Annotated in this window: 18 protein-coding genes; 17 read left to right on the top strand and 1 reads right to left on the bottom strand. The window is 44.4% G+C overall.

Features of this window, described 5'->3' with window-relative positions:
- Positions 1-982: 982 nt before the first annotated feature.
- On the bottom strand, positions 983-2,248 hold the full coding sequence (locus D3H55_RS03475) for a replication-associated recombination protein A (RefSeq protein WP_168412956.1): 1,266 nt from the start codon (positions 2,246-2,248) through the stop codon (positions 983-985).
- A 431-nt stretch (positions 2,249-2,679) separates the two neighbouring features.
- On the opposite strand from D3H55_RS03475, the gene cymR reads away from it, so the two are divergent.
- The 17 genes from cymR to D3H55_RS03390 all read left to right on the top strand — a co-directional run bounded on the left by cymR (position 2,680) and on the right by D3H55_RS03390 (position 20,890).
- Positions 2,680-3,099, top strand: a complete 420-nt coding sequence (gene cymR, locus D3H55_RS03470; protein ID WP_119545524.1) for a cysteine metabolism transcriptional regulator CymR — start codon at positions 2,680-2,682, stop codon at positions 3,097-3,099.
- Positions 3,100-3,114: 15 nt separating this feature from the next.
- The gene (locus D3H55_RS03465; RefSeq protein WP_119545523.1) at positions 3,115-4,257 is read left to right on the top strand and encodes a cysteine desulfurase family protein; all 1,143 of its coding nucleotides are present in this window, start codon (positions 3,115-3,117) and stop codon (positions 4,255-4,257) included.
- Between the two features lie 120 nt (positions 4,258-4,377).
- Entirely contained in the window at positions 4,378-5,493 is a 1,116-nt protein-coding gene (gene mnmA / locus D3H55_RS03460; RefSeq protein ID WP_119545522.1) for a tRNA 2-thiouridine(34) synthase MnmA, read from the top strand.
- 135 nt (positions 5,494-5,628) lie between these two features.
- Positions 5,629-6,294: a tetratricopeptide repeat protein gene (locus tag D3H55_RS03455; protein ID WP_119545521.1), complete on the top strand. Its 666-nt coding sequence runs from the start codon at positions 5,629-5,631 to the stop codon at positions 6,292-6,294.
- 23 nt (positions 6,295-6,317) lie between these two features.
- Complete coding sequence (gene recD2 / locus D3H55_RS03450; protein WP_119545520.1) at positions 6,318-8,714, top strand: SF1B family DNA helicase RecD2; 2,397 nt, start codon at positions 6,318-6,320, stop codon at positions 8,712-8,714.
- A gap of 209 nt (positions 8,715-8,923) precedes the next feature.
- Positions 8,924-9,109 (top strand): YrzR-like zinc ribbon domain, encoded by a 186-nt coding sequence (locus tag D3H55_RS03445; protein ID WP_119545519.1) that lies wholly within the window; start codon positions 8,924-8,926, stop codon positions 9,107-9,109.
- A gap of 7 nt (positions 9,110-9,116) precedes the next feature.
- Positions 9,117-9,257, top strand: coding sequence for a YrzQ family protein (locus D3H55_RS03440; RefSeq protein WP_119545518.1), 141 nt, complete (start codon positions 9,117-9,119; stop codon positions 9,255-9,257).
- Positions 9,258-9,544: 287 nt separating this feature from the next.
- Entirely contained in the window at positions 9,545-10,621 is a 1,077-nt protein-coding gene (locus tag D3H55_RS03435; protein WP_119545517.1) for an AI-2E family transporter, read from the top strand.
- A gap of 576 nt (positions 10,622-11,197) precedes the next feature.
- A complete protein-coding gene (alaS, locus tag D3H55_RS03430; RefSeq protein WP_119545516.1) occupies positions 11,198-13,831 on the top strand; it encodes an alanine--tRNA ligase in 2,634 nt (877 codons plus the stop codon).
- Positions 13,832-13,911: 80 nt separating this feature from the next.
- Complete coding sequence (locus D3H55_RS03425; protein WP_119545515.1) at positions 13,912-14,178, top strand: IreB family regulatory phosphoprotein; 267 nt, start codon at positions 13,912-13,914, stop codon at positions 14,176-14,178.
- A gap of 3 nt (positions 14,179-14,181) precedes the next feature.
- Positions 14,182-14,598 carry a Holliday junction resolvase RuvX gene (ruvX, locus tag D3H55_RS03420; protein WP_119545514.1) on the top strand — a complete coding sequence of 139 codons (417 nt, stop codon included), beginning with the start codon at positions 14,182-14,184 and terminating at the stop codon, positions 14,596-14,598.
- A 13-nt stretch (positions 14,599-14,611) separates the two neighbouring features.
- Positions 14,612-14,896 carry a DUF1292 domain-containing protein gene (locus tag D3H55_RS03415; protein ID WP_119545513.1) on the top strand — a complete coding sequence of 95 codons (285 nt, stop codon included), beginning with the start codon at positions 14,612-14,614 and terminating at the stop codon, positions 14,894-14,896.
- 477 nt (positions 14,897-15,373) lie between these two features.
- Positions 15,374-16,510 carry an endolytic transglycosylase MltG gene (gene mltG, locus D3H55_RS03410; RefSeq protein ID WP_119545512.1) on the top strand — a complete coding sequence of 379 codons (1,137 nt, stop codon included), beginning with the start codon at positions 15,374-15,376 and terminating at the stop codon, positions 16,508-16,510.
- A gap of 363 nt (positions 16,511-16,873) precedes the next feature.
- Positions 16,874-17,509 (top strand): O-methyltransferase, encoded by a 636-nt coding sequence (locus tag D3H55_RS03405; protein ID WP_119545644.1) that lies wholly within the window; start codon positions 16,874-16,876, stop codon positions 17,507-17,509.
- Between the two features lie 79 nt (positions 17,510-17,588).
- Positions 17,589-18,224: a uridine kinase gene (udk, locus tag D3H55_RS03400; protein WP_119545511.1), complete on the top strand. Its 636-nt coding sequence runs from the start codon at positions 17,589-17,591 to the stop codon at positions 18,222-18,224.
- Positions 18,225-18,440: 216 nt separating this feature from the next.
- Positions 18,441-18,917 (top strand): transcription elongation factor GreA, encoded by a 477-nt coding sequence (gene greA, locus D3H55_RS03395; protein WP_119545510.1) that lies wholly within the window; start codon positions 18,441-18,443, stop codon positions 18,915-18,917.
- A 212-nt stretch (positions 18,918-19,129) separates the two neighbouring features.
- A complete protein-coding gene (locus D3H55_RS03390; RefSeq protein WP_119545509.1) occupies positions 19,130-20,890 on the top strand; it encodes a peptidoglycan D,D-transpeptidase FtsI family protein in 1,761 nt (586 codons plus the stop codon).
- Positions 20,891-20,920: the final 30 nt, after the last annotated feature.

Raw genomic sequence — 20,920 nt, 5'->3', positions numbered from 1 at the left:
CCGCGGGACTTGGTTCCGCGGCGGTTTTTTACGCTCTCTTCGCAAAGATTATGGCTGTTTAGATTAATGGATTTCCGCTTCAGCCGCACGACTCCGCGGGGCGGGCGTTGAGCCTCCCCGGCTTTGCCTGCGGGTTTACGTTCCAGTGGGTACGTAACCTTGGTCTCATCTATCAAAAGCGGAAGGGGCCGTTCAGCGTACGAATTGGATGGCTTCTGTATGAGATAAGGGAATCACAACGAACAGCGTGAGTTGATGATGACTTATTAATAAAAGGCGTAAAGGCCCGATCAGATGCGTACGGACTGGACTGAATCCATATGAGATAAAGGAAACACGGCAAGCGAAGCGGCCGATGTTGACTTATCGCAAGGAGGAATCGGGAAGTACGCTAGCAGCTGGGCCTTGAAGCTGGATTCGCAAGGAAGGAGCCTGAAATCCGCTAGTCGCTAAGTCCGTTCCGGTGGGTATGGACCTTCGGCCACTGAGCTGGACGAGTCCCGCTAGTCCGCAGGAGGTCGTACCCCATCCGATACAATCCTATTAGGATAAAGGAAGGAGAATATAAAGCGGGGTGGCAAGAGTTCCGAGAATTCCGAGAAGAGTTCCTAAATAGACTAAGGTGTAACATGAAGGCTTCATAAAACCAGAATAGGGTATCTCATTAACGCTTCATAAGACAAGTTGTGCATTCATAACTAAGGTTAGGGTGCCCCATGAGGACTTCATGAGACCAGAAGTGAACTCCAAATAAGTTAAGAGTGTTACATGAGAGCTTCATGAAGCCATAAACAAACCCCAAACTAAGATTAGGTGACCCATGAAGGCTCCATGAGACCAAAAACGAACTCCAAATAAGAGTAGGGTATTTCATAAAACCCTCATAAACCCAAAAACAAACTGTAAATTCAATTAGCTTGTTTCATGACAGCCGCTGAGATACTCCATAATAAAAAGAGGCGCCATAAAGCACCTCCGAATGTTATTTCTGTCCCATAATTTTTTTATAAACCTGGGAGATCGCCGTCTCGAATTTACCAGTCTCCTTCGGTTCATAATAGCGGGCATTTTTGAGAGTATCCGGCAGATATTGCTGTTTGACCCATCCAGATGGATAGTCGTGGGGATACTTGTACTCGATCCCCCTTCCCAATTCCTTGGCTCCAGCGTAATGGGCATCCTTCAGGTGTGCAGGCACTTCCCCGTTCCTTCCGCTCCTGATATCCTTTAACGCGGCATCGATTGCACTGATTGCCGTGTTGGATTTTGGAGAAAGGCACAGCTCGATGACAGCATTAGCGAGAGGGATTCTTGCTTCAGGAAAACCGATTTTTTCAGCTGTTTCCACCGCCGCCAGGGTTCTTTGTCCGGCTTGCGGGCTGGCTAATCCAATATCTTCATAGGCGATCACCAGAAGTCTTCTGGTGATGCTTGGCATATCCCCCGCTTCCAAGAGCCTTCCCAGGTAATGGAGGGCCGCATTCACATCGCTTCCCCTGATGGATTTTTGAAAACCGCTGAGAACATCATAATGTGCATCTCCGTCTTTATCATGGGAAAAGCTTTTTTTCTGAAGGCATTCTTCAGCGGTCTCCACATTAATTTCAACAATCCCTTCTTCCGTGGGCTTTGTTGAAAGGGCGGCGAGCTCAAGGGCGTTCAAGGAGCTTCTCACATCCCCGCTGCTGGCTCGTGCAAAGTGAAGGAGCGCCTCCTCGGTGACTGAAATGTTTTGCTTTCCAAGCCCCCGCTCTTCATCCTTAATCGCATTTTCCAGAGCAAGTTTCATATCCTCGGCAGACAAAGGCTTCAATTCAAATATCTGGCATCGTGATCGGATGGCCGGATTGATTGCATGGTAAGGGTTGCTGGTTGTAGCTCCAATCAATGTGATCATGCCGTTTTCAAGGTATGGAAGCAGAAAATCCTGCTTGGCTTTATCCAGGCGGTGGACCTCATCCAGAAGCAGAATGACTTTTCCGGACATCTTGGCTTCCTCTGCAATCACCGCCATATCCTTTTTATTATTCGTAACCGCGTTGAGGGTCCTGAATGCGTAATTGGTGCTGCCGGCAATCGCGCTCGCAATCGATGTTTTTCCGATGCCGGGCGGACCGTACAAAATCATGGAAGAAAGCTGCTTGGCTTTGACCATTCTATCTATGATTTTTCCTTCACCCACAAGGTGCTGCTGGCCGATGACTTCATTTATGGTTCGCGGCCTCATGCGATAGGCCAATGGTTTGATGCTCATATTTATCTCTCCAAACTGGCGTTCTCATTATTTTATTAATTTATCACATTCTGCCCAACATTGAAACGATGGCATCCGCAGGACGGCTCTTTTCGTAAACTTTGTTGCTATTAAATATAAATTTCATATAATATCCTTGTAAATTGTCGTGAAAACCCCTGTGAGCAGGAAAGAAAAGAGCTGCTCGTGCTTTTTCGAAAGTAAAACCTTTGTATTACAGGGGGGAAATCCGTCACCTGGGATTTTTCCGAAAGCAGCAATATTTGCGAAAACAGCCTTTTTTAACAGAGCCTTTCGATTGTGCTATAATGACAAAAGTTACTATAGGAAATCATAGTTGATATAGACCGTTATATCATAGGAAAGATAGATGAAAAACAACTACCAATACGATCTTATGAAAGATAGATTGAGGGGCGAGAGTTATGAAGATTTCTACTAAAGGACGCTATGGATTGACCATTATGATTGAGCTCGCAAAGAGGCATGGGGAAGGCCCGACTTCCTTGAAGGCGATTGCCAAAGCGCAGAATTTATCAGAACATTACCTTGAACAACTTGTGGCTCCATTGAGGAACGCAGGGCTTGTTAAAAGCATCAGGGGTGCATACGGAGGTTATATCCTGGGGAATGAACCTGCACAAATAACGGCAGGAGATATAATCCGGATCCTTGAGGGACCGATTTCCCCGGTCGAGGGCATTGAAGATGAAGAGCCTGCAAAACGTGAACTCTGGATGAGAATCAGGGACGCAGTTAAAGAAGTGTTGGATAATACCACGATAGAAGACCTTGCAAGCTATACTGACGAAGGCGAGTCAGATGCCTATATGTTTTATATTTAATTTGGAGGAATGACTATGAACACGATTTATCTCGATAATGCGGCGACCGCCCCGATGGATCCCCGGGTTATTGAAGTAATGACAGAAGCTATGAAAGGCACGTTCGGAAATCCATCCAGTATCCATTCTTCCGGAAGGGATGCCAGACATCAGCTGGACAATGCCCGTATGGCGGCAGCTAAAAGTATAGGAGCAGGGTTCAATGAAATTATTTTTACAAGCGGAGGCACGGAGGCTGATAATTTGGCGTTGTCCGGTACTGCCCATGCGCTGAAAGAAAAAGGCAGGCATATCATCACAACTTCCATCGAGCACCATGCCGTACTCCATACCTGTGCCCAGCTGGAGAAAGAAGGATTTGAAGTCACCTATTTGCCGGTGGATGAACAGGGGCTGGTTTCTGTCAAAGATGTCGAAGCTTCTTTAAGAGATGACACCATTTTAGTCAGTATCATGTACGGCAATAATGAAATCGGAGCCGTTCAGCCGATTTCTGAAATCGGGGAACTGACCAGAAGCCGGGGAGTATTGCTGCACACAGACGCAGTCCAGGCTTTCGGTTTGATTAAAATAGATGTCCAAGCTCAAAACATAGATTTGCTTTCCATCTCATCGCACAAAATCAACGGACCAAAAGGGGCCGGCTTTCTGTATGTAAGAAAAGATGTTCCCATTGAGGCCAAAATGTTTGGCGGCGAACAGGAACGAAAGCGGAGGGCAGGGACCGAAAATCTGCCGTCACTTGTCGGGATGGCTGAAGCAATCAGGCTGTCTCAGGAAGAGATGGATAAAAAAGCTGAAGAATATAAAGAATTTAAGAAGATATTAATGGAGTCGCTAAAAGAGGAAGAAGTTGAATTCTACTTGAATGGAAACTTGGAACATTCGCTTCCGCACGTCCTGAACCTCAGCTTCCCTGGAACCGACGTCGAGTCGATGCTGGTGAATTTGGATTTAGCAGGCATCGCTGTCTCCAGCGGCTCTGCCTGCACAGCAGGATCCATTGAACCTTCCCATGTTCTGCTTGCTATGTTCGGCAAAGACTCTGAGCGTCTGAGAAATTCAATCCGCTTCAGCTTCGGTATTACGAATACAAAAGAGGATATCATTCAAACAGCCAAAGAAGTCGCCAAGGTTGTCAATCGCCTGAGAAAATAAGGCAGAGCTCAATCTCTTGTCTTCCCCGGCAGTTTGTATTAGAATCTTTCTATTGTTTTACAAACAATCACAATGATTAAAAGACATTTTCGTCCTGACTATATAAAGGAGGTGCCTTTCGTGAAGAAGGAACCTAAAGATACAAGAGTGGTTGTCGGCATGTCAGGAGGGGTGGATTCCTCCGTCGCTGCACTGTTATTAAAAGAGCAGGGATATGATGTCATCGGAATTTTCATGAAGAACTGGGATGATACCGATGAAAATGGCGTATGTACGGCTACCGAAGACTATGAGGACGTCATACGGGTGTGCAACCAAATTGGGATCCCCTACTACGCCGTCAATTTCGAAAAGCAATATTGGGACAAGGTATTCACGTACTTCCTGGACGAATATAAAGCAGGCCGTACACCAAATCCCGATGTCATGTGCAACAAGGAAATCAAGTTCAAAGCATTCCTTGAGCATGCAGTGAAACTAGGGGCAGACTATCTGGCAACAGGGCACTATGCACAAGTCGAATACCGCGACGGCGAATATAAAATGCTGCGCGGCAAGGACTCCAATAAGGATCAAACCTACTTCCTGAATCAGCTTGGTCAGGAGCAGCTTGAAAAAGTCATGTTCCCGATCGGTAACATCGATAAGAAAAAGGTAAGGGAAATCGCTAAAGAGGCAGAGCTTGCAACGGCAGCCAAAAAAGACAGCACAGGTATCTGCTTCATCGGCGAGAGGAACTTCAAGGAGTTCCTGAGCAACTACCTGCCTGCACAACCGGGGAACATGGAAACGCTGAACGGTGAAGTGAAAGGAAAGCACGACGGCCTGATGTATTATACAATCGGCCAAAGGCAGGGACTTGGTATCGGCGGAGCTGGTGAACCTTGGTTTGTCATCGGAAAAGACCTTGACCGGAATGTCCTTTATGTTGAACAAGGCTTTGACCATGAAGCACTTTACTCGGATTCGATTCTTGCAACAGATATCAGCTGGACTTCGGATAACGAAAAGCAGGCTGAGTTTGAATGCACGGCAAAATTCCGATATCGTCAGGAAGACCATGAAGTGAAGGTGCAGCTTCTTGATGATGACAAGGTGAAAGTGATCTTTAAAGAGCCTGTCAGAGCGGTGACTCCTGGACAAGCCGTCGTTTTCTATAACGGAGATGAATGCCTTGGCGGAGGAACCATTGATGAAATTTTCAAGGATGAAAGAAAGCTTGAGTTTACAGGCTGATCATCTCAAGGTTAATCAGATTGGATATCTGGTTAGCCTTTTATTTTTGTATAGGGCTTTTCTAAGCGAACAAGCTGTTATGATATACTAGGGAAATAAACCGAAACACAAATCAACGAACCAGAGGTGTTACATATGGATAAAAATTTAAAAGGAATCCAGCTTCTTCAAGAAGGAAAGGTGGAAGAGGCAGTCAAGTTTTTCACGGAAGCGATTGAAGAAAATCCAACAGATCCTGTTGCATACATAAACTTTGGAAATGTCCTTCTATCAGTAGGAGAAAATGAAAAAGCGGAGAAGTTTCTAAAAAGGGCCATCTCTCTTGATGAAGAAGCAGCCTCGGCTTATTATTCACTGGGCAACCTGTACTTCAGTGGAGAAAATTTCGATGCAGCAAAAGAAGCCTTTGAAACGGCTGTCAAAAAAGGGCTTGAAAATGCAGATGTCTTTTTCATGCTGGGCATTTCCCTTGTTAATTTGGAACAGCCGAGATTAGCGCTTCCATACCTGATGAGAAGCGTTGAACTGAACGGAGAGGATACTGATGCACGTTTCCAATACGGACTGTGCCTTGCAAAAACGGAAGCTTATAAAGAGGCGATAGACCAGTTGAAAATCGTCGTTAATCAAGATCCCGGACATGCAGATGCGTATTATAATCTGGGTGTTGCCTATGCGGGCTATGAAGATGATGCTGAAAAAGCAAGAAGCTGTTTTGAAAAGGCGATAGAAGTCCAGCCGGATCATATGCTTGCTGGTTACGGCTTGAAAATGATTGATCAGTTGAAAGAAGATAACTAAGCAGAAACAAGGGGGGATTCTAAATGAGCAGGCAGGACTCGTTAGAACTTTTCGATGACAACGAAATCTATATAAAGGGTAAACATCTTGTCACCATTTTCCACAATGAAAGCAACCTTTACTCTGTCATCCGGATCAGGGTTGAGTCGACCAATGCCCAATATGAGGATAAGGAAGCAGTTGTCACCGGCCATTTTCCAAAGATCCATGAACAGGAAACCTATGTATTCCATGGTGCATTCAAGGACCATCCAAGGTTTGGCATGCAATTTCATGCGCAGCGATTCAAGAAAGAAATCCCCCAGACGAAACAAGGAATCGTTGATTATCTTTCAAGTGAACTGTTTAAAGGAATAGGCAAGAAGACAGCTGAGAAAATTGTGGAACAACTGGGCGAGAATGCAATCAGCAAGATACTGGAAAGCCCTTCCCTGCTCGATGACATACCGAAACTGCCCCCGGAAAAGGCAAAGGCGCTCTACGATTCCCTGGTGGAACACCAAGGCCTCGAGCGAGTAATGATCAACCTTAACGGCTACGGGTTCGGTCCGCAGATTTCCATGAAAATCTATCAAGCATATAAGGAACAAGCTCTCGAAATTCTGCAGAAGAACCCTTATAAACTGGTTGAGGATATTGAAGGGATCGGATTTGGCCGTGCGGATGAATTGGGCAGCAAGCTTGGCATCACCGGAAGTCATCCCGACAGGATAAAAGCCGGCTGTCTCTATACCCTCGAACATAACTGCCTGCAGGAAGGCCATGTCTACCTGGATGCCGAAACCCTGTTGACCAACGTGAAATCCCTTCTCGAAAAAAGCCAAAGTGAACGAATCAGCTTCGATGATATTTCCCGTGAAGTCATAAAGCTGCAGGAAGAAGGGAAAATCATCGGTGAAGAACGAAGGATATATCTTCCTTCTTTATTTTTCTCCGAAAAAGGGCTGATAACGAATATCGAACGGCTCCTTTCCCAGGATCAATATACAGACCAATTTCCCCAATCTGAGTTCCTGATGGCTCTTGGAGGTCTGGAAGAAAGACTGCAGGTTCAATACGCTCCGACTCAAAAAGAAGCCATTGAGACAGCTTTAATGTCTCCGATGATGCTGTTGACAGGAGGCCCCGGGACAGGAAAGACGACTGTCATTAAGGGGATCGTCGAGCTTTATAGTGAACTTCACGGCTGTTCCCTTGATCCAAAGGATTACAAAGACGAGCCATTCCCTGTCCTTCTTGCTGCACCTACAGGAAGGGCCGCGAAAAGGATGACCGAATCCACCGGCCTTCCTGCGGGGACGATCCACAGGCTTCTTGGATGGAATGGGATGGACGGCTTTGACTATGACGAAGAGCGTTCCATTCAGGGAAAACTCCTGATTGTCGATGAGATGTCAATGGTCGATACGTGGCTTGCCAATCAGCTTTTCAAAGCCCTGCCTGATGATATTCAGGTAGTGCTTGTAGGAGATGAAGATCAACTTCCTTCTGTAGGTCCGGGACAGGTCTTGAAGGACCTGCTCCGTTCGGAAGTCATCCCGACCGTTCGGTTGACTGACATTTACCGTCAGGAAGAAGGGTCTTCCATAATCGAGATGGCCCATGATATGAAAGCGGGCAGACTACCGTCCAATTTGCTCCAGCCGCAGAAAGACCGCTCCTTTATCAAATGTACGGCTTCACAGATTGCGGAGGTTGTGGAGAAAGTGGTCAAAAATGCGAAATCGAAAGGATACACCGCGAAGGAGATTCAGGTGCTGGCGCCTATGTACAGAGGACCAGCCGGCATTGACAACCTGAATATCATGCTTCAGGAAATATTCAACAGCAACGACGGAAGCCGTAAAGAAATTGCATTCGGAGATACGAAATACAGAATTGGCGATAAAGTGCTGCAACTCGTCAACCAACCGGAAAGCAATGTCTTCAATGGTGATATCGGTGAAGTGATTTCCATTTTTTATGCTAAGGAAAACACAGAAAAGCAGGATATGGTAGTGGTCTCCTTTGAAGGAAATGAGGTCACCTACACGCGGCAGGAACTCAATCAAATCACACTTGCGTATTGCTGTTCCATCCATAAGTCACAGGGAAGCGAATTCCCGATTGTCATCCTGCCTGTTGTCAAAAGTTACTTCAGGATGCTGCGGCGGAACCTCCTCTATACGGCCATCACCAGAAGCAGGAATGCATTGATTCTCTGCGGTGAGGAACAAGCCCTGCGGATGGGCGTGGAAAGGGAAGAAGACGTTCAGAGACTGACGACCCTTTTTCAAAAACTTAAAGGAATAAATTCTGAGGATGACGAGGCGGAATCGATCCCTGATGATGAACCTCAGCCGAAAGATAAGCTGGGGGAAATGCTGCTGACAGATCCGATGATCGGAATGGAAAACGTTACACCTTATGATTTCCTTTGATAAAGCGAACCATATTAGTATCCGGTGTTAACCTCCGGGTATATTTACAACTATGGCGCCGTTCTTCCTCGTAAAGCTGAAACATTGAATAAGCTTTTGATAATTTGGACATACTGGCTACTGGAATTGATGGCAAAGATTGACGTTTGAACAGGCTGCAGCTGCCTGGGAACTGGTCGATGCCTCGGATTTAAAGGGGTGGCTGAGTAATGAAATGTCCAAATTGTCAAAGCAAGGATATAGGCAAGATTGGGATAAACCAGTATTACTGCTGGAAATGCTTTATCGAACTTTCAATCACCAAAGGTGTGATTCACACACATCAGGTCGAGGAAGATGGAACACTTAGCTCTTTAGATGACTTGTTTGACGAGGAAGACCGCCAATTAAGTTAAGGAAGAGGTGGGTACCTTGAACAAAACAATGACCTCCATGATTGCTTTCGGAGCAGGAATTGCCGCAACCATGTACTCCAGCCGTACGAACATGATGAGCGGGCGGAACATGAAGAAGATGCGGAAACAAATTAAGAAGATGTTTTAAAAGCAGGGGGGCTTCCCTCTGCTTTTTTCATTATTATCCTATCCTGATTCACTTTCCAGAGTTTTTTCTCCGGGTTTCAAATTTGTTTCAAACACTGCATAGAGGCGGGTACACGAACTGGGACAGGACAAGAGAAACTGCCGGTGTAAAAGCTGAAGGAGCAATTCTTTATATATGGCTTTTTCTCATTCCCTTTCACCCCTTTATTATTAAACTATACTGAATGGTTTCCTTTTTTTTGCCCACATTAAGTAGTAGTCAATACGTGAGTGAAAAGGAGGGGAAGGATGAAAAACAACAGCACATATATAAGATGGCTATACCGGCTGGCGATCACCCTCCTTGCAGTGATCACTTTTTATATACTCTACCTGCTGCATCCTGTATGGAAGCCTGTTTTAAGTGTCATCATCATAGGAATTATCCCGTTTCTTCTTGGCGGTTTCATTACCTATCTCCTCCATCCCGTCGTCGAAAAGTTGTTCGAAGCCGGAATCCACAGGGGAATCGCCATATTGTTGATCTATATCTTATTCTTTGGCGGTTTGGGCTATGCTGTTTACAAAGGGATTCCCATCATCATTCATCAACTCAAGGATTTGGCGGAAAATGCCCCGCTCTATACGGATCAGTACCAGCGCTGGCTGGATTATATTCAAAGGCAGACCTCAACTTGGCCAGACGGCATCCAGCAGCAACTTGACTCCCGAATTGAGAGGTTCGAGAAATGGCTGAATGGGATTGTTGCACTGGTCCTGTCGGGTGTCCTAAAAGTGATGAACAGTTTGCTGCTGTTTGCGATTGTTCCCTTCATCTCCTTTTATTTATTAAAGGATTTTCCTACAGTGAAAAAAACTGCGACAAGGCTGACGCCAAAAAGATGGAGAAATAGTGCAGGAAGTTTTTTGAGGGATCTGGATGAATCGCTTGGCGGGTACATCAGGGGGCAGTTATTGGTTTGCTTGATAATCGGCACTCTTGCAGCGCTGTCTTTTTGGATGTTCGATATGAAATATCCGCTGCTGCTTGGCATCATTGTCGGTATCACCAATGTCATCCCCTATTTTGGCCCGGTGATCGGTGCCGTACCGGCCGCCATTGTAGCAAGCACGATATCCAATGAGATGATCATTAAGGTGGTTGTGATTGTTTTTGTTCTTCAGTTCCTCGAAGGGAATATCCTGTCCCCATTGATAGTCGGCAAAAGCCTGCACATGCATCCGCTTTTTATTATGGCAGCTCTGATCATAGGAGGTGAAGTCGGAGGGGTGCTTGGCTTGATTGTAGCTGTTCCGCTTCTCGCAATGCTGAAAGTAGCCATCATCCATGCGCGCACCCATTTTACAGCGAGGGAAGCTCCCTGATAAATAAATTTTTCTTTTTTTGCACGGTTCAGATTGACAAATAGCGATGATATTTCTATAATTCGACTTATACAATAAAACACAAACCAAATCGACGAAAGATCGAGTATGTTATAGTCCATCTGAGTGCATTGGCACGGAAGAGAGGAATTTCCCAGGCTGAAAGGAATTCCAGGTGAAGGATAACAGAACGCTAATCCAGAGTGCAGTAAAGCTGCCGTTCGCCGCGTTAAGGCTCCAGAGTGATGGATTCTGTTTTTAACAGGTCCATAACCAGGGTGGTACCGCGAGCAAGCTCTCGTCCCTGACCAGGGATGAGGGCTTTTTTGTATGCTTTTTTGGTGTATTTTTAACAAAGGTTGTTTTCGCATATATTGTTGCCTTTTGAAAAATCCAGGTGCCGGATTTTTCCGCTGTATTTAAAGGTTTTACCATCGAAAAAGAATGAGCAGCTCTTTTCTTTCCTGCTCACAGGGATTTTTTACGGCGATTTACCGGGACTATATTTGAAATTTATAGTGAATAGCAACAAAGTTTACGAAAAGAGCCTTAACAAATGAAGGAGGAAGAAGATCAATGAAACCCCTAACAGGTGCAGAAATCAGAAGAAAATTTCTAGAGTTTTTTAAAGAAAAAGGCCACAGGGTAGAACCAAGTGCTTCCCTTGTCCCACATGAAGATCCTTCATTGCTGTGGATCAACAGTGGTGTTGCCACACTGAAAAAATACTTTGACGGACGTGTCATTCCTGAAAACCCGCGTATCGTGAATGCGCAAAAATCAATCAGGACCAATGATATTGAAAATGTCGGGAAAACAGCCCGCCATCATACATTTTTTGAAATGCTTGGGAATTTCTCCATTGGTGATTACTTTAAAGTGGAATCAATCGAGTGGGCATGGGAATTCCTGACAGATGAAAAGTGGATAGGCTTTGATCCGGAAAAACTTTCTGTAACGATCCATCCGGAAGATGAAGAAGCATTCGAAATCTGGAGAGACCAAATCGGTATTCCTGCTGAAAGAATCATCCGCATCGAAGGGAACTTCTGGGATATAGGAGAGGGCCCAAGTGGACCTAACACCGAAATCTTCTATGACCGCGGATTGGAATATGGAGACAATCCGGAAGATCCCGAACTTTATCCAGGCGGAGAAAATGACCGTTACCTGGAAGTATGGAACCTTGTGTTCTCTGAGTTCAACCATAATCCTGACAACACCTACACACCGCTTCCAAAGAAAAATATTGATACCGGAATGGGCCTTGAAAGAATGGCATGTGTTGCCCAGGGAGTTCCGACAAACTTTGATACCGACCTTTTCATGCCGATCATGAGGGCTGTTGAAAAAGTATCAGGCGAAAAATATCGTTCAGATGAACAAAAAGACGTGGCCTTCAAAGTCATTGCTGACCATATAAGGACAGTTTCATTTGCAGTCGGTGACGGAGCGCTCCCATCAAATGAAGGAAGAGGCTACGTATTAAGAAGGCTGCTGCGCCGTGCTGTAAGGTTTGCAAAACAAATCAATATCAACCGTCCATTCATGTATGAACTGGTTCCAGTGGTGGCAGAAATAATGGTGGATTTCTACCCGGAAGTAAAAGAGAAAACGGAATTTATCCAGAAGGTCGTCAAGAATGAAGAAGAACGGTTCCATGAAACGTTGAATGAGGGGCTTTCAATCCTTTCTTCTGTCATCCAGAAGGAAAAGGCAGTAGGCAATACTGTGATCTCAGGAAAAGACGTGTTCCGCCTTTATGATACTTACGGCTTCCCGGTTGAATTGACTGAAGAATATGCTGAAGAAGAAGGCATGACGCTGGATCAGGCAGGTTTTGAACAAGAGATGGAACTCCAGCGCGAACGTGCACGTTCTGCCCGCCAGGATACTGGGTCGATGCAGGTTCAGGGTGGCGTTCTTGGAGATATCAAAGTCGATAGCGAATTTGTGGGTTATGATAAACTTCAAACAACCTCCAAAGTTGAAGTCATTGTGTTGAATAATGAGCTAACAGACAAAGCTGAAAAAGGCGATGAAATTCAATTCATTCTAAATAAAACTCCATTTTATGCTGAAAGCGGAGGGCAAATCGGAGATAAAGGCCTTCTATTATCCGATGGAGTGAAAGTTGCAGTCAAAGATGTTAAGAAAGCTCCAAATGGCCAGAACCTTCACAGTGCTGTAGTAGAAGAGGGTACGCTCTCAAAAGGGCAGGAAGTAAAAGCATCTGTCAATGAAACAACCCGGAGTAAAGTCGTCAAGAACCATACCGCGACACACCTTCTGCATCAAGCATTGAAGGATGTACTCGGCGGCCATGTCAACCAGGCAGGATCACTTGTGGAACCGGACCGCCTGCGTTTCGACTTTTCTCACTTTGGAAGTGTGAGTCCGGAGGAAATTGAAAAGATCGAAGCAATAGTCAACAAGCAGGTGTGGAACAGCATTGCAGTGGGAACAGATTACAAATCGCTTGCAGAAGCAAAAGAAATGGGCGCGATGGCATTATTCGGAGAGAAATATGGAGATACTGTCCGTGTAGTCTCTATCGGAGATTTCAGCCTTGAATTATGCGGCGGATGCCATGTCAGCAATACTTCAGCAATCGGCCTTTTCAAAATTGTGTCTGAAAGCGGAATTGGCGCAGGTACACGCAGGATCGAAGCAGTCACTGGCGAAGGGGCTTACAATATGCTGAATGAACAAGTCACCCTGCTGAAGCAGGCTGCCGAGAAGGTGAAGTCCAAGCCTAAGGATATCGTGACCAGGATCGACGGTCTTCTTACAGAGATGAAGGATCTTCAGCGTGAGAATGAATCTTTGACCACCAAACTGTCGAATATTGAAGCGGGCAGTCTGATTGACCAGGTGAAAACAATCGACGGTGTGAAGGTTCTTTCTGCGAAAGTTGCAGGTGCCGATATGAATAATCTGAGAAACATGGTCGATGACTTGAAGCAAAAACTGGGCTCTGCGGTGGTGGTTCTTGGGAGTGCACAGGATGACAAGGTCAGCATCACGGCTGGTGTGACGAAAGATCTTGTTGATAAGGGCTACCATGCAGGCAAGCTCGTGAAAGAAGTTGCCGGTATTTGCGGCGGCGGGGGCGGAGGACGCCCGGATATGGCTCAGGCAGGCGCTAAAAACCCTGAAAAATTGGATGATGCCTTGAAGTTTGTAGAAGATTGGGTTAAATCCGTTTAAATCGATACTAAAGTGGTGTACAATGAAAGTAATAAGACAGGTTTGACAGAATACACCAAGCCTGAAGAGAGGTGCGAAAGATGAGCTCATTTGATAAAACAATGCGATTCAATTTTCCGGATGAACCATTTGAACAGGATGTCAACGAGGTCCTGCTCCAGGTTCACAATGCTTTACAGGAAAAAGGATACAATCCAATCAATCAAATTGTAGGTTATCTGCTATCCGGTGATCCTGCGTACATTCCCAGACATCAAGATGCACGTAACATCATCCGTCGTTTAGAACGGGATGAGATCATTGAAGTGCTGGTTAAATCTTATTTAAAACAGCATAAAGAGGGGTAAAGGATGCGCGTTATGGGACTTGACGTCGGCTCGAAGACAGTCGGCGTAGCAGTGAGCGATGCCATGGGATGGACCGCCCAGGGCATCGAAACGATTTCCATCAATGAGGACCAGTCACAATTCGGCCTGCAGAGGGTGGAAGAACTAATAAAAGAATACGAGGTCGAAAAAGTGGTTATCGGCTTCCCGAAAAATATGAACAATACAGTGGGTCCCCGTGGAGAAGCATCACAAAAGTATGCTAAACTGGTGGAGGACAAGCTGAGTATTCCAACTATTTTGTGGGATGAACGTTTAACCACGATGGCTGCGGAAAGAATATTACTGGAAGCGGACGTCAGCAGGAAGAAACGGAAAAAAGTAATTGATAAAATGGCTGCAGCTTTTATCCTCCAAGGATATTTGGACAGCCAAAAATAAGAGGTGTATAAATATGGAACACGGCGAAAAGCAAATCACAATTATCGATGAAGAAGGAAGCGAACAGCTTTGTGAAGTTCTTTTCACTTTTGAATCGGATCAGTTCAACAAATCATATGTACTTTACTATCCAGTAGGAGCAGATGAAAATGGAGAAGAAGAAATCGAAATCCATGCCTCTGCATTCGTTCCTGGAGACGAAGGCGAAGAAGGCGAATTGAAGCCGATCGAAACCGAAGAAGAATGGGACATGATTGAAGAAATGCTTGAAACCTTCCTTGATGAGGAAGAAGAATAAGAATATGTACCGCCGGGGACGGAACCATTCATGGTTCCGTCCTTTTTGATTTTTGGCAATCAGCACCTGATACCAAGCCGCTGCACCGCAGGCATATTTATAGTGGTGACTGGTACATGAATTACAGACAGTCCCATAGATCATGTATGAAAATGACGGTGGTTAGTACATGAGAAGAGGCCATTGCCGGAGATTATGTATGAAAAAACAGTGATTGATACATGAGTCATAGCCTGGCTGTAGTGATTGGTACATGAATTGCAGTTAGTCCCGCAGGTCATGTATGAAAAAGCAGGAATGGTCTAAGTTACAGTCAATCAGGGGCTGATAGGATAGAGGACTTCCTGCAAATGGAAAGAAGATTCCTTTTTTGCAGAAAGTCCTCTTTTTTTGACAGAGAAATATAGTATAATATAAAAGATGCATGTCGAAATTTAAGGGGGAACCCCGTTTTTTCTCAAGAGGGGGATATATAGAATGAGTGAAGAAAAGAAATCCAAAAAAGAAATTCTCTTATCAAAATTAATAGAGCGAAAAGAAGAAGCGAAGGTCATCAGAAAAATTGTCGGGATCATTGTGCTTGCACTGTTAATCATTGTCGGAGGTACAGCGATCGGCGGATATCTGTACGTTAAATCGGCACTTCAGCCTGTCGACGAAGATAATAATAAGGCTGTTAAAGTGGAAATCCCGATCGGCTCTGGTGTGACCTCAATCGGAAATATCTTAGAAGAAAACGGCATTGTGAAGAATGCCCATGTTTTCAAATATTATGTCAAGTTTAATAACGAATCAGGATTTCAAGCAGGCAACTATGATCTAACACCAGCCATGACCCTGGATGAAATCATCACAAGCTTAAAGACCGGAAAAGTAATGATGAAAGCTGAATTCAAAATCACAGTTCCCGAAGGACTTCAATTAGATCAGATTGCAGAGAAGATTGCGGAGAAGACACCTTACAAAACGGATGAAATCATCAAGAAATTAGATGACGAGAAATTTATCAAAGGGCTGATTGAAAAGTTCCCTGATCTCCTTGTCAAAGAGGATATCATGGCAGATGGCGTCAAACATCCCTTGGAAGGATATTTGTATCCTTCAACATACCCATTTTATGAAGAAGAACCTTCATTGAACACTATCATTGAAAAGATGGTTTCACAAACCCAGGATGTCCTGACACAGTATGAAACTTCCAGAGTGGAACAGGATTTCTCTATTCATGAACTGATGACATTCTCTTCATTGGTCGAAGAGGAAGCAACAGAAAAGGCGGACAGAGGCAAAATATCCAGTGTATTCTATAACCGGCTGGAAAAGGAAATGCCGCTGCAGACTGACCCGACCGTGCTTTATGCGTTAGGAGAGCATAAGTCCAGAACCGTGTATGATGACTTGGAGGTAGACTCGCCTTATAATACCTATCAGAACCGGGGACTTCCGCCTGGGCCGATTGCAAATGCGGGAATTTCATCAATTGAAGCCGTACTCAACCCTGACAACACGGAATATTTATATTTCCTTGCTTCAAAAGAAGGTACGGTATATTATTCAGAAACACTTGATGAACATAATGAGAAGAAGGCTAAATATATCACTTCGGAACAATAGAACCATAGAGGAAAGTTTATTAGCTTTCCTCTTTCTTATGTGCTAAAATAATACAAGTGTTTTTTTAGATACATGTAAATGAATGACTATATATTTCAGGTAGAAAGCTTGCGGGCTTTCTACTTTTATGTAGGCTTTTAATACGGCTTTTTTCGTAGAACGCTGCTGCTATTTCGATACTATTGATGACAATCTTCAGTTAGTCCTTTGTTTGCAGGCAAAAGGGATGCACCCCTGTCGAGAGAAAGCTTCCAGTACCCCTAAAGCAGCAATTATACGGAAATAGACAACAATAATTTGCTGATAGGAAGCAGTTATTCTCCTATTAGATTGCCTGAAGAAACCGGAAAGCGAGTGAATGCCTTGGATAGTGCAGTAAATGTTTATATTGAATCATTGATAGGAGACCGGAACGATCTTTTGACTGAGATGGAAGAATTCGCTCAAAGAGAGAACGTGCCGATCATGGAACTTGCAGGCATTGAGACCCTTCTGCAGCTGCTGAGGATTCAAAAGCCGGGAAGGATCCTGGAAATCGGTACAGCAATCGGATATTCCGGACTGAGAATGGCAGAAGCCCTTCCAGGTGTTGAAATAGTGACATTGGAAAGGGACGAAGCACGCTATAAACAAGCTATTGACTTTACAGGGCGCTCGCCTCAAAAGGACCAGCTTGACATCATCTTTGGCGATGCGCTGGAAAAAGTACACGAGGTTGAAGGGAAAGGACCTTTTGATGCAATCTTCATTGATGCAGCAAAAGGCCAATATCAGAAGTTCTTTGATCTTTATACTCCTTTCCTGACAGATGAAGGGGTCATCTACTCTGATAATGTTCTGTTCAAAGGAATGGTTGCAGAGGAAGAAGTAGAGAATAAACGAATCCGTCAAATGGTGAAAAAGCTTAAGAATTACAACGATTGGCTGATGAATCACCCTGAATATCAAACAGTGATCATCCCGGTTGGTGACGGTATCGCTGTCAGCAGAAAGAAATAGCACCCTGAATAAAAACGACATGAGACTTAAGCAATAATTGAGTCTGCAGCATGATATATGAAAGGAGTTTCACTATTAAATGAGTCCCAAGCCAATTGTAATCGGTGTAACCGGAGGATCGGGGTCGGGAAAGACAAGTGTCACCCGCTCCATATATGAATCTTTTCAAGAACATTCCATCTTGATGATCGAACAGGACTATTATTACAAAGATCAAAGCCATCTGCCTTTTGAGGAAAGATTGAAGACAAATTATGACCACCCATTGGCGTTCGACAATGATCTCCTGATTGAACATTTAATGAAACTATTGAAGCATGAAAGTATCGAAAAACCAGTCTATGACTATAAAATGCATACACGTTCAGAGGAAACCCTTCTGGTAGAACCTAAGGACGTGATTATTTTAGAGGGAATATTGGTATTAGAAGATGAAAGATTGCGTAACTTAATGGATATTAAGCTTTATGTAGATACAGATGCCGATTTGCGGATTATCCGCCGAATGCTGAGAGACATAAAGGAACGCGGGCGCTCCATCGATTCTGTCATTGAGCAATATATCAACGTTGTACGTCCGATGCATAATCAATTTATCGAGCCGACAAAGCGATATGCGGATGTCATCATTCCTGAAGGCGGGCATAATCATGTCGCCATCGACCTAATGGTAACAAAAATTCAAACAATTCTTGAACAAAAATCATTTTTGTAATACGATAGCATAGATAAAAACATACAGTATTTTTTTCCCAAAGGAACCAATTACGAGCGGAAATCCTTGTTTAGGGAATGGACGATGAGGGTAAAACCCACTGGTGTCCATTCCCTAAAATTAAAATCTTTTGAGGAATTTCAGCGCACAAGACGCACGTCTATGTACATAAAGGACTGTAGGAGGTTCTTACTACTTTTTAAGGAGTGAAGTATTTTGGCAACAGAAAAAGTATACCCAATGACTCAAGAAGGTAAAGAGAAGTTAGAAAAAGAGCTTGAACAGTTAAAGTCAGTCAAGCGTAAAGAAGTGGTGGAAAGAATCAAGATAGCCCGCAGTTTCGGTGACCTGTCAGAAAACTCCGAGTATGACGCTGCCAAAGATGAGCAGGCGTTCGTGGAAGGAAGGATTTCCACACTTGAAAATATGATCCGGAATGCTAAAATCATCCAGGAAGATGAAATGAATTCGGATACTGTCACACTTGGAAAATCTGTAAGCTTCATCGAACTTCCTGACGGTGAGGAAGAAACCTATACAATTGTCGGAAGCGCAGAAGCAGATCCGTTCGAAGGAAAAATTTCAAATGATTCCCCGATTGCCAAGAGCCTTCTTGGACACAAAGTCGGCAGTCAGGTAACGATTCAAACACCAGGCGGAGAAATGAGTGTAAAGATTACAGCAGTGAAATAATCGGGATATGAAGTGATGGAAGCAGCTTGCTTCCATCACTTTTTTATAGAAATGAGAGTTTCCTCTTCGTATCAGCTTTTTTCTAAGAGGGCAGCTCATTTTTTAGATTTTTACAAAGCGCAAGGGTTTCTGCAGGCAAGTTTTAAAAAGGGCCGCCGGAAAAGAGTATGTTTCCGGCCAAAAAGTCAACACTGATTGACGAGGTGTTCTAGATGAGAAAAAAACGAATATACTTTTTCAGTGGTGTTGTGCTGGTCATAATGATTGGTCTTCTTACAAGACTGGTCCAGATTCAGTTAATGGAAGCAGAGGCGTTTTCAGAGCATAAAGTCAACTTGATTGAAAACAGTGTCAAACAAAGGACTCAGCAATTGATCATAGATGAAGGCAGAGGTTCATTCCTTGACAGGAAGGGTGAATCAATAAATTATGAATCCAAAAATGTCCTGGTGCTGTTTCCGTTTCTAGCAAGGATCGACTGGGATGCCGCGAAGGTAGCAGACATCCTTCAAATAAACGAGAACCGGCTCCTGGGAGAAATAGAAGAGGCAAAAGAGCCATTCGTCTACGGAGGCAAGACTCCTTACATACTGAATGAAAACCAAATGAATGAAATAAACAGGCTGGAGCTTAAAGGGGTGTTTGCATTAAAGAGGAAATATCCTAAAGACACAGTCGCAGCCCAGCAATTGATAGGATTGACAGGGGAAAATGAAGAAAGGTTTCATGAAAGGTATCCGGATAGAGTTAAAGGAGCTACGCAAAAGATAGGGATATCCGGACTGGAAAAATCTTTCGATGAGTGGATGATAGCAGAGCAGGAATCGAAGCTGATTTATCATGTTGATGCAAGAGGAGGGCCGCTGTTCGGGGTTGATGTGAAATATCTTGCTGCAGCCAACCCTTTTTATCCACTTGATATTCAAACAACGATAGATTCGGGGCTTCAATTGAAGATGGAAGAACTGGTGGACAAACACAATATAAAAAGGGGCGGTGCGGTCCTGTTGGATGTTGAAAGCGGCGATGTATTAGCGAGCGTTTCCAGGCCTGTGGTCCAGAAAGGTGAACCTTTCTCAGACGATGGAGCGAAGAATTTAATGACGACCCAGCTTGTTCCAGGTTCTGTTTTTAAAACAGTCGTTGCTTCTGCGGCGATTGATTTAAATCTAATCGATGAAAATGTGGTCTTCAACTGTGATGAAACGATATATGGAAAGCCTGCTCCAAATCCTCACGGCACTATTAATATCAATGAAAGTTTTGCAGTCAGCTGCAACAGGACATTTGCTGATATCGCCAAAAGTTTGATAGAGAAGGATGATAAGACACTTGACCTCTATGCTGAAAGGCTTGGTTTGACTGGTGATATTGGGTGGAAAGGCAGCATCTTTCATTATGAAAACTTTGAGCAGCTGCCGATTGATAGAGGCAGGATATTCATAAATGAGGATGAGAAAAAGGAAGCCGGTTATGTAGCTCAGACAGGCATCGGGCAGCGGGAAGTAAGGGTGACGCCGCTCGGTGTTGCCAACATGATGGCGACCATTGCAAGGGGGGGCACGCGGCAGAGTGTCAGGACCGTCAGTGAAATCCAGTACAAAAATGGGACTGAATTGGTGGACTTTCCCGTACAGGAATTGGAAAAGCATGCCCTGTCCCCCTATACAGCCATGAAGATGCAGCAATATCTGCGAAACGTTGTAGCAGGAGAGACAGGGACGGCCAGGTTTTTAAACACTGCTTCCTATGAGATTGCCGGGAAAACGGGAACAGCTCAGACAGGCCGGTCGGTCGATGGAAAAGAACTGTATAATAAGTGGTTTGCGGGTTATTTTCCTTTTGATAATCCCAAGTATGCCCTGGCAGTCGTGAATATGGATGTGTTGGAATACGAAGGAGGCATCTATCCCGTATTCAAGGATATAGCTGATATGCTCTATGAAAACAGTGAAATGGAAGCAGAATCCTGATAGGAAAACCTTCTTATTTTTGATGAAATT

The organism is Bacillus salacetis (assembly GCF_003581585.1).
GTDB lineage: Bacteria > Bacillota > Bacilli > Bacillales > Bacillaceae_B > Rossellomorea > Rossellomorea salacetis.
Note: the sequence above shows the minus strand (reverse complement) of the source record. Positions and strands in the feature narration are given on the sequence as shown.

What these genes read in the sequence shown, in the direction of transcription:
- cymR (WP_119545524.1), top strand. Translation starts at nt 2,680, where the DNA reads ATGAAGATTTCTACTAAAGGACGCTATGGATTGACCATTATGATTGAG.
- D3H55_RS03465 (WP_119545523.1), top strand. Translation starts at nt 3,115, where the DNA reads ATGAACACGATTTATCTCGATAATGCGGCGACCGCCCCGATGGATCCC.
- D3H55_RS03455 (WP_119545521.1), top strand. Translation starts at nt 5,629, where the DNA reads ATGGATAAAAATTTAAAAGGAATCCAGCTTCTTCAAGAAGGAAAGGTG.
- recD2 (WP_119545520.1), top strand. Translation starts at nt 6,318, where the DNA reads ATGAGCAGGCAGGACTCGTTAGAACTTTTCGATGACAACGAAATCTAT.
- D3H55_RS03445 (WP_119545519.1), top strand. Translation starts at nt 8,924, where the DNA reads ATGAAATGTCCAAATTGTCAAAGCAAGGATATAGGCAAGATTGGGATA.
- D3H55_RS03435 (WP_119545517.1), top strand. Translation starts at nt 9,545, where the DNA reads ATGAAAAACAACAGCACATATATAAGATGGCTATACCGGCTGGCGATC.
- alaS (WP_119545516.1), top strand. Translation starts at nt 11,198, where the DNA reads ATGAAACCCCTAACAGGTGCAGAAATCAGAAGAAAATTTCTAGAGTTT.
- D3H55_RS03425 (WP_119545515.1), top strand. Translation starts at nt 13,912, where the DNA reads ATGAGCTCATTTGATAAAACAATGCGATTCAATTTTCCGGATGAACCA.
- ruvX (WP_119545514.1), top strand. Translation starts at nt 14,182, where the DNA reads ATGCGCGTTATGGGACTTGACGTCGGCTCGAAGACAGTCGGCGTAGCA.
- D3H55_RS03415 (WP_119545513.1), top strand. Translation starts at nt 14,612, where the DNA reads ATGGAACACGGCGAAAAGCAAATCACAATTATCGATGAAGAAGGAAGC.
- mltG (WP_119545512.1), top strand. Translation starts at nt 15,374, where the DNA reads ATGAGTGAAGAAAAGAAATCCAAAAAAGAAATTCTCTTATCAAAATTA.
- udk (WP_119545511.1), top strand. Translation starts at nt 17,589, where the DNA reads ATGAGTCCCAAGCCAATTGTAATCGGTGTAACCGGAGGATCGGGGTCG.
- D3H55_RS03390 (WP_119545509.1), top strand. Translation starts at nt 19,130, where the DNA reads ATGAGAAAAAAACGAATATACTTTTTCAGTGGTGTTGTGCTGGTCATA.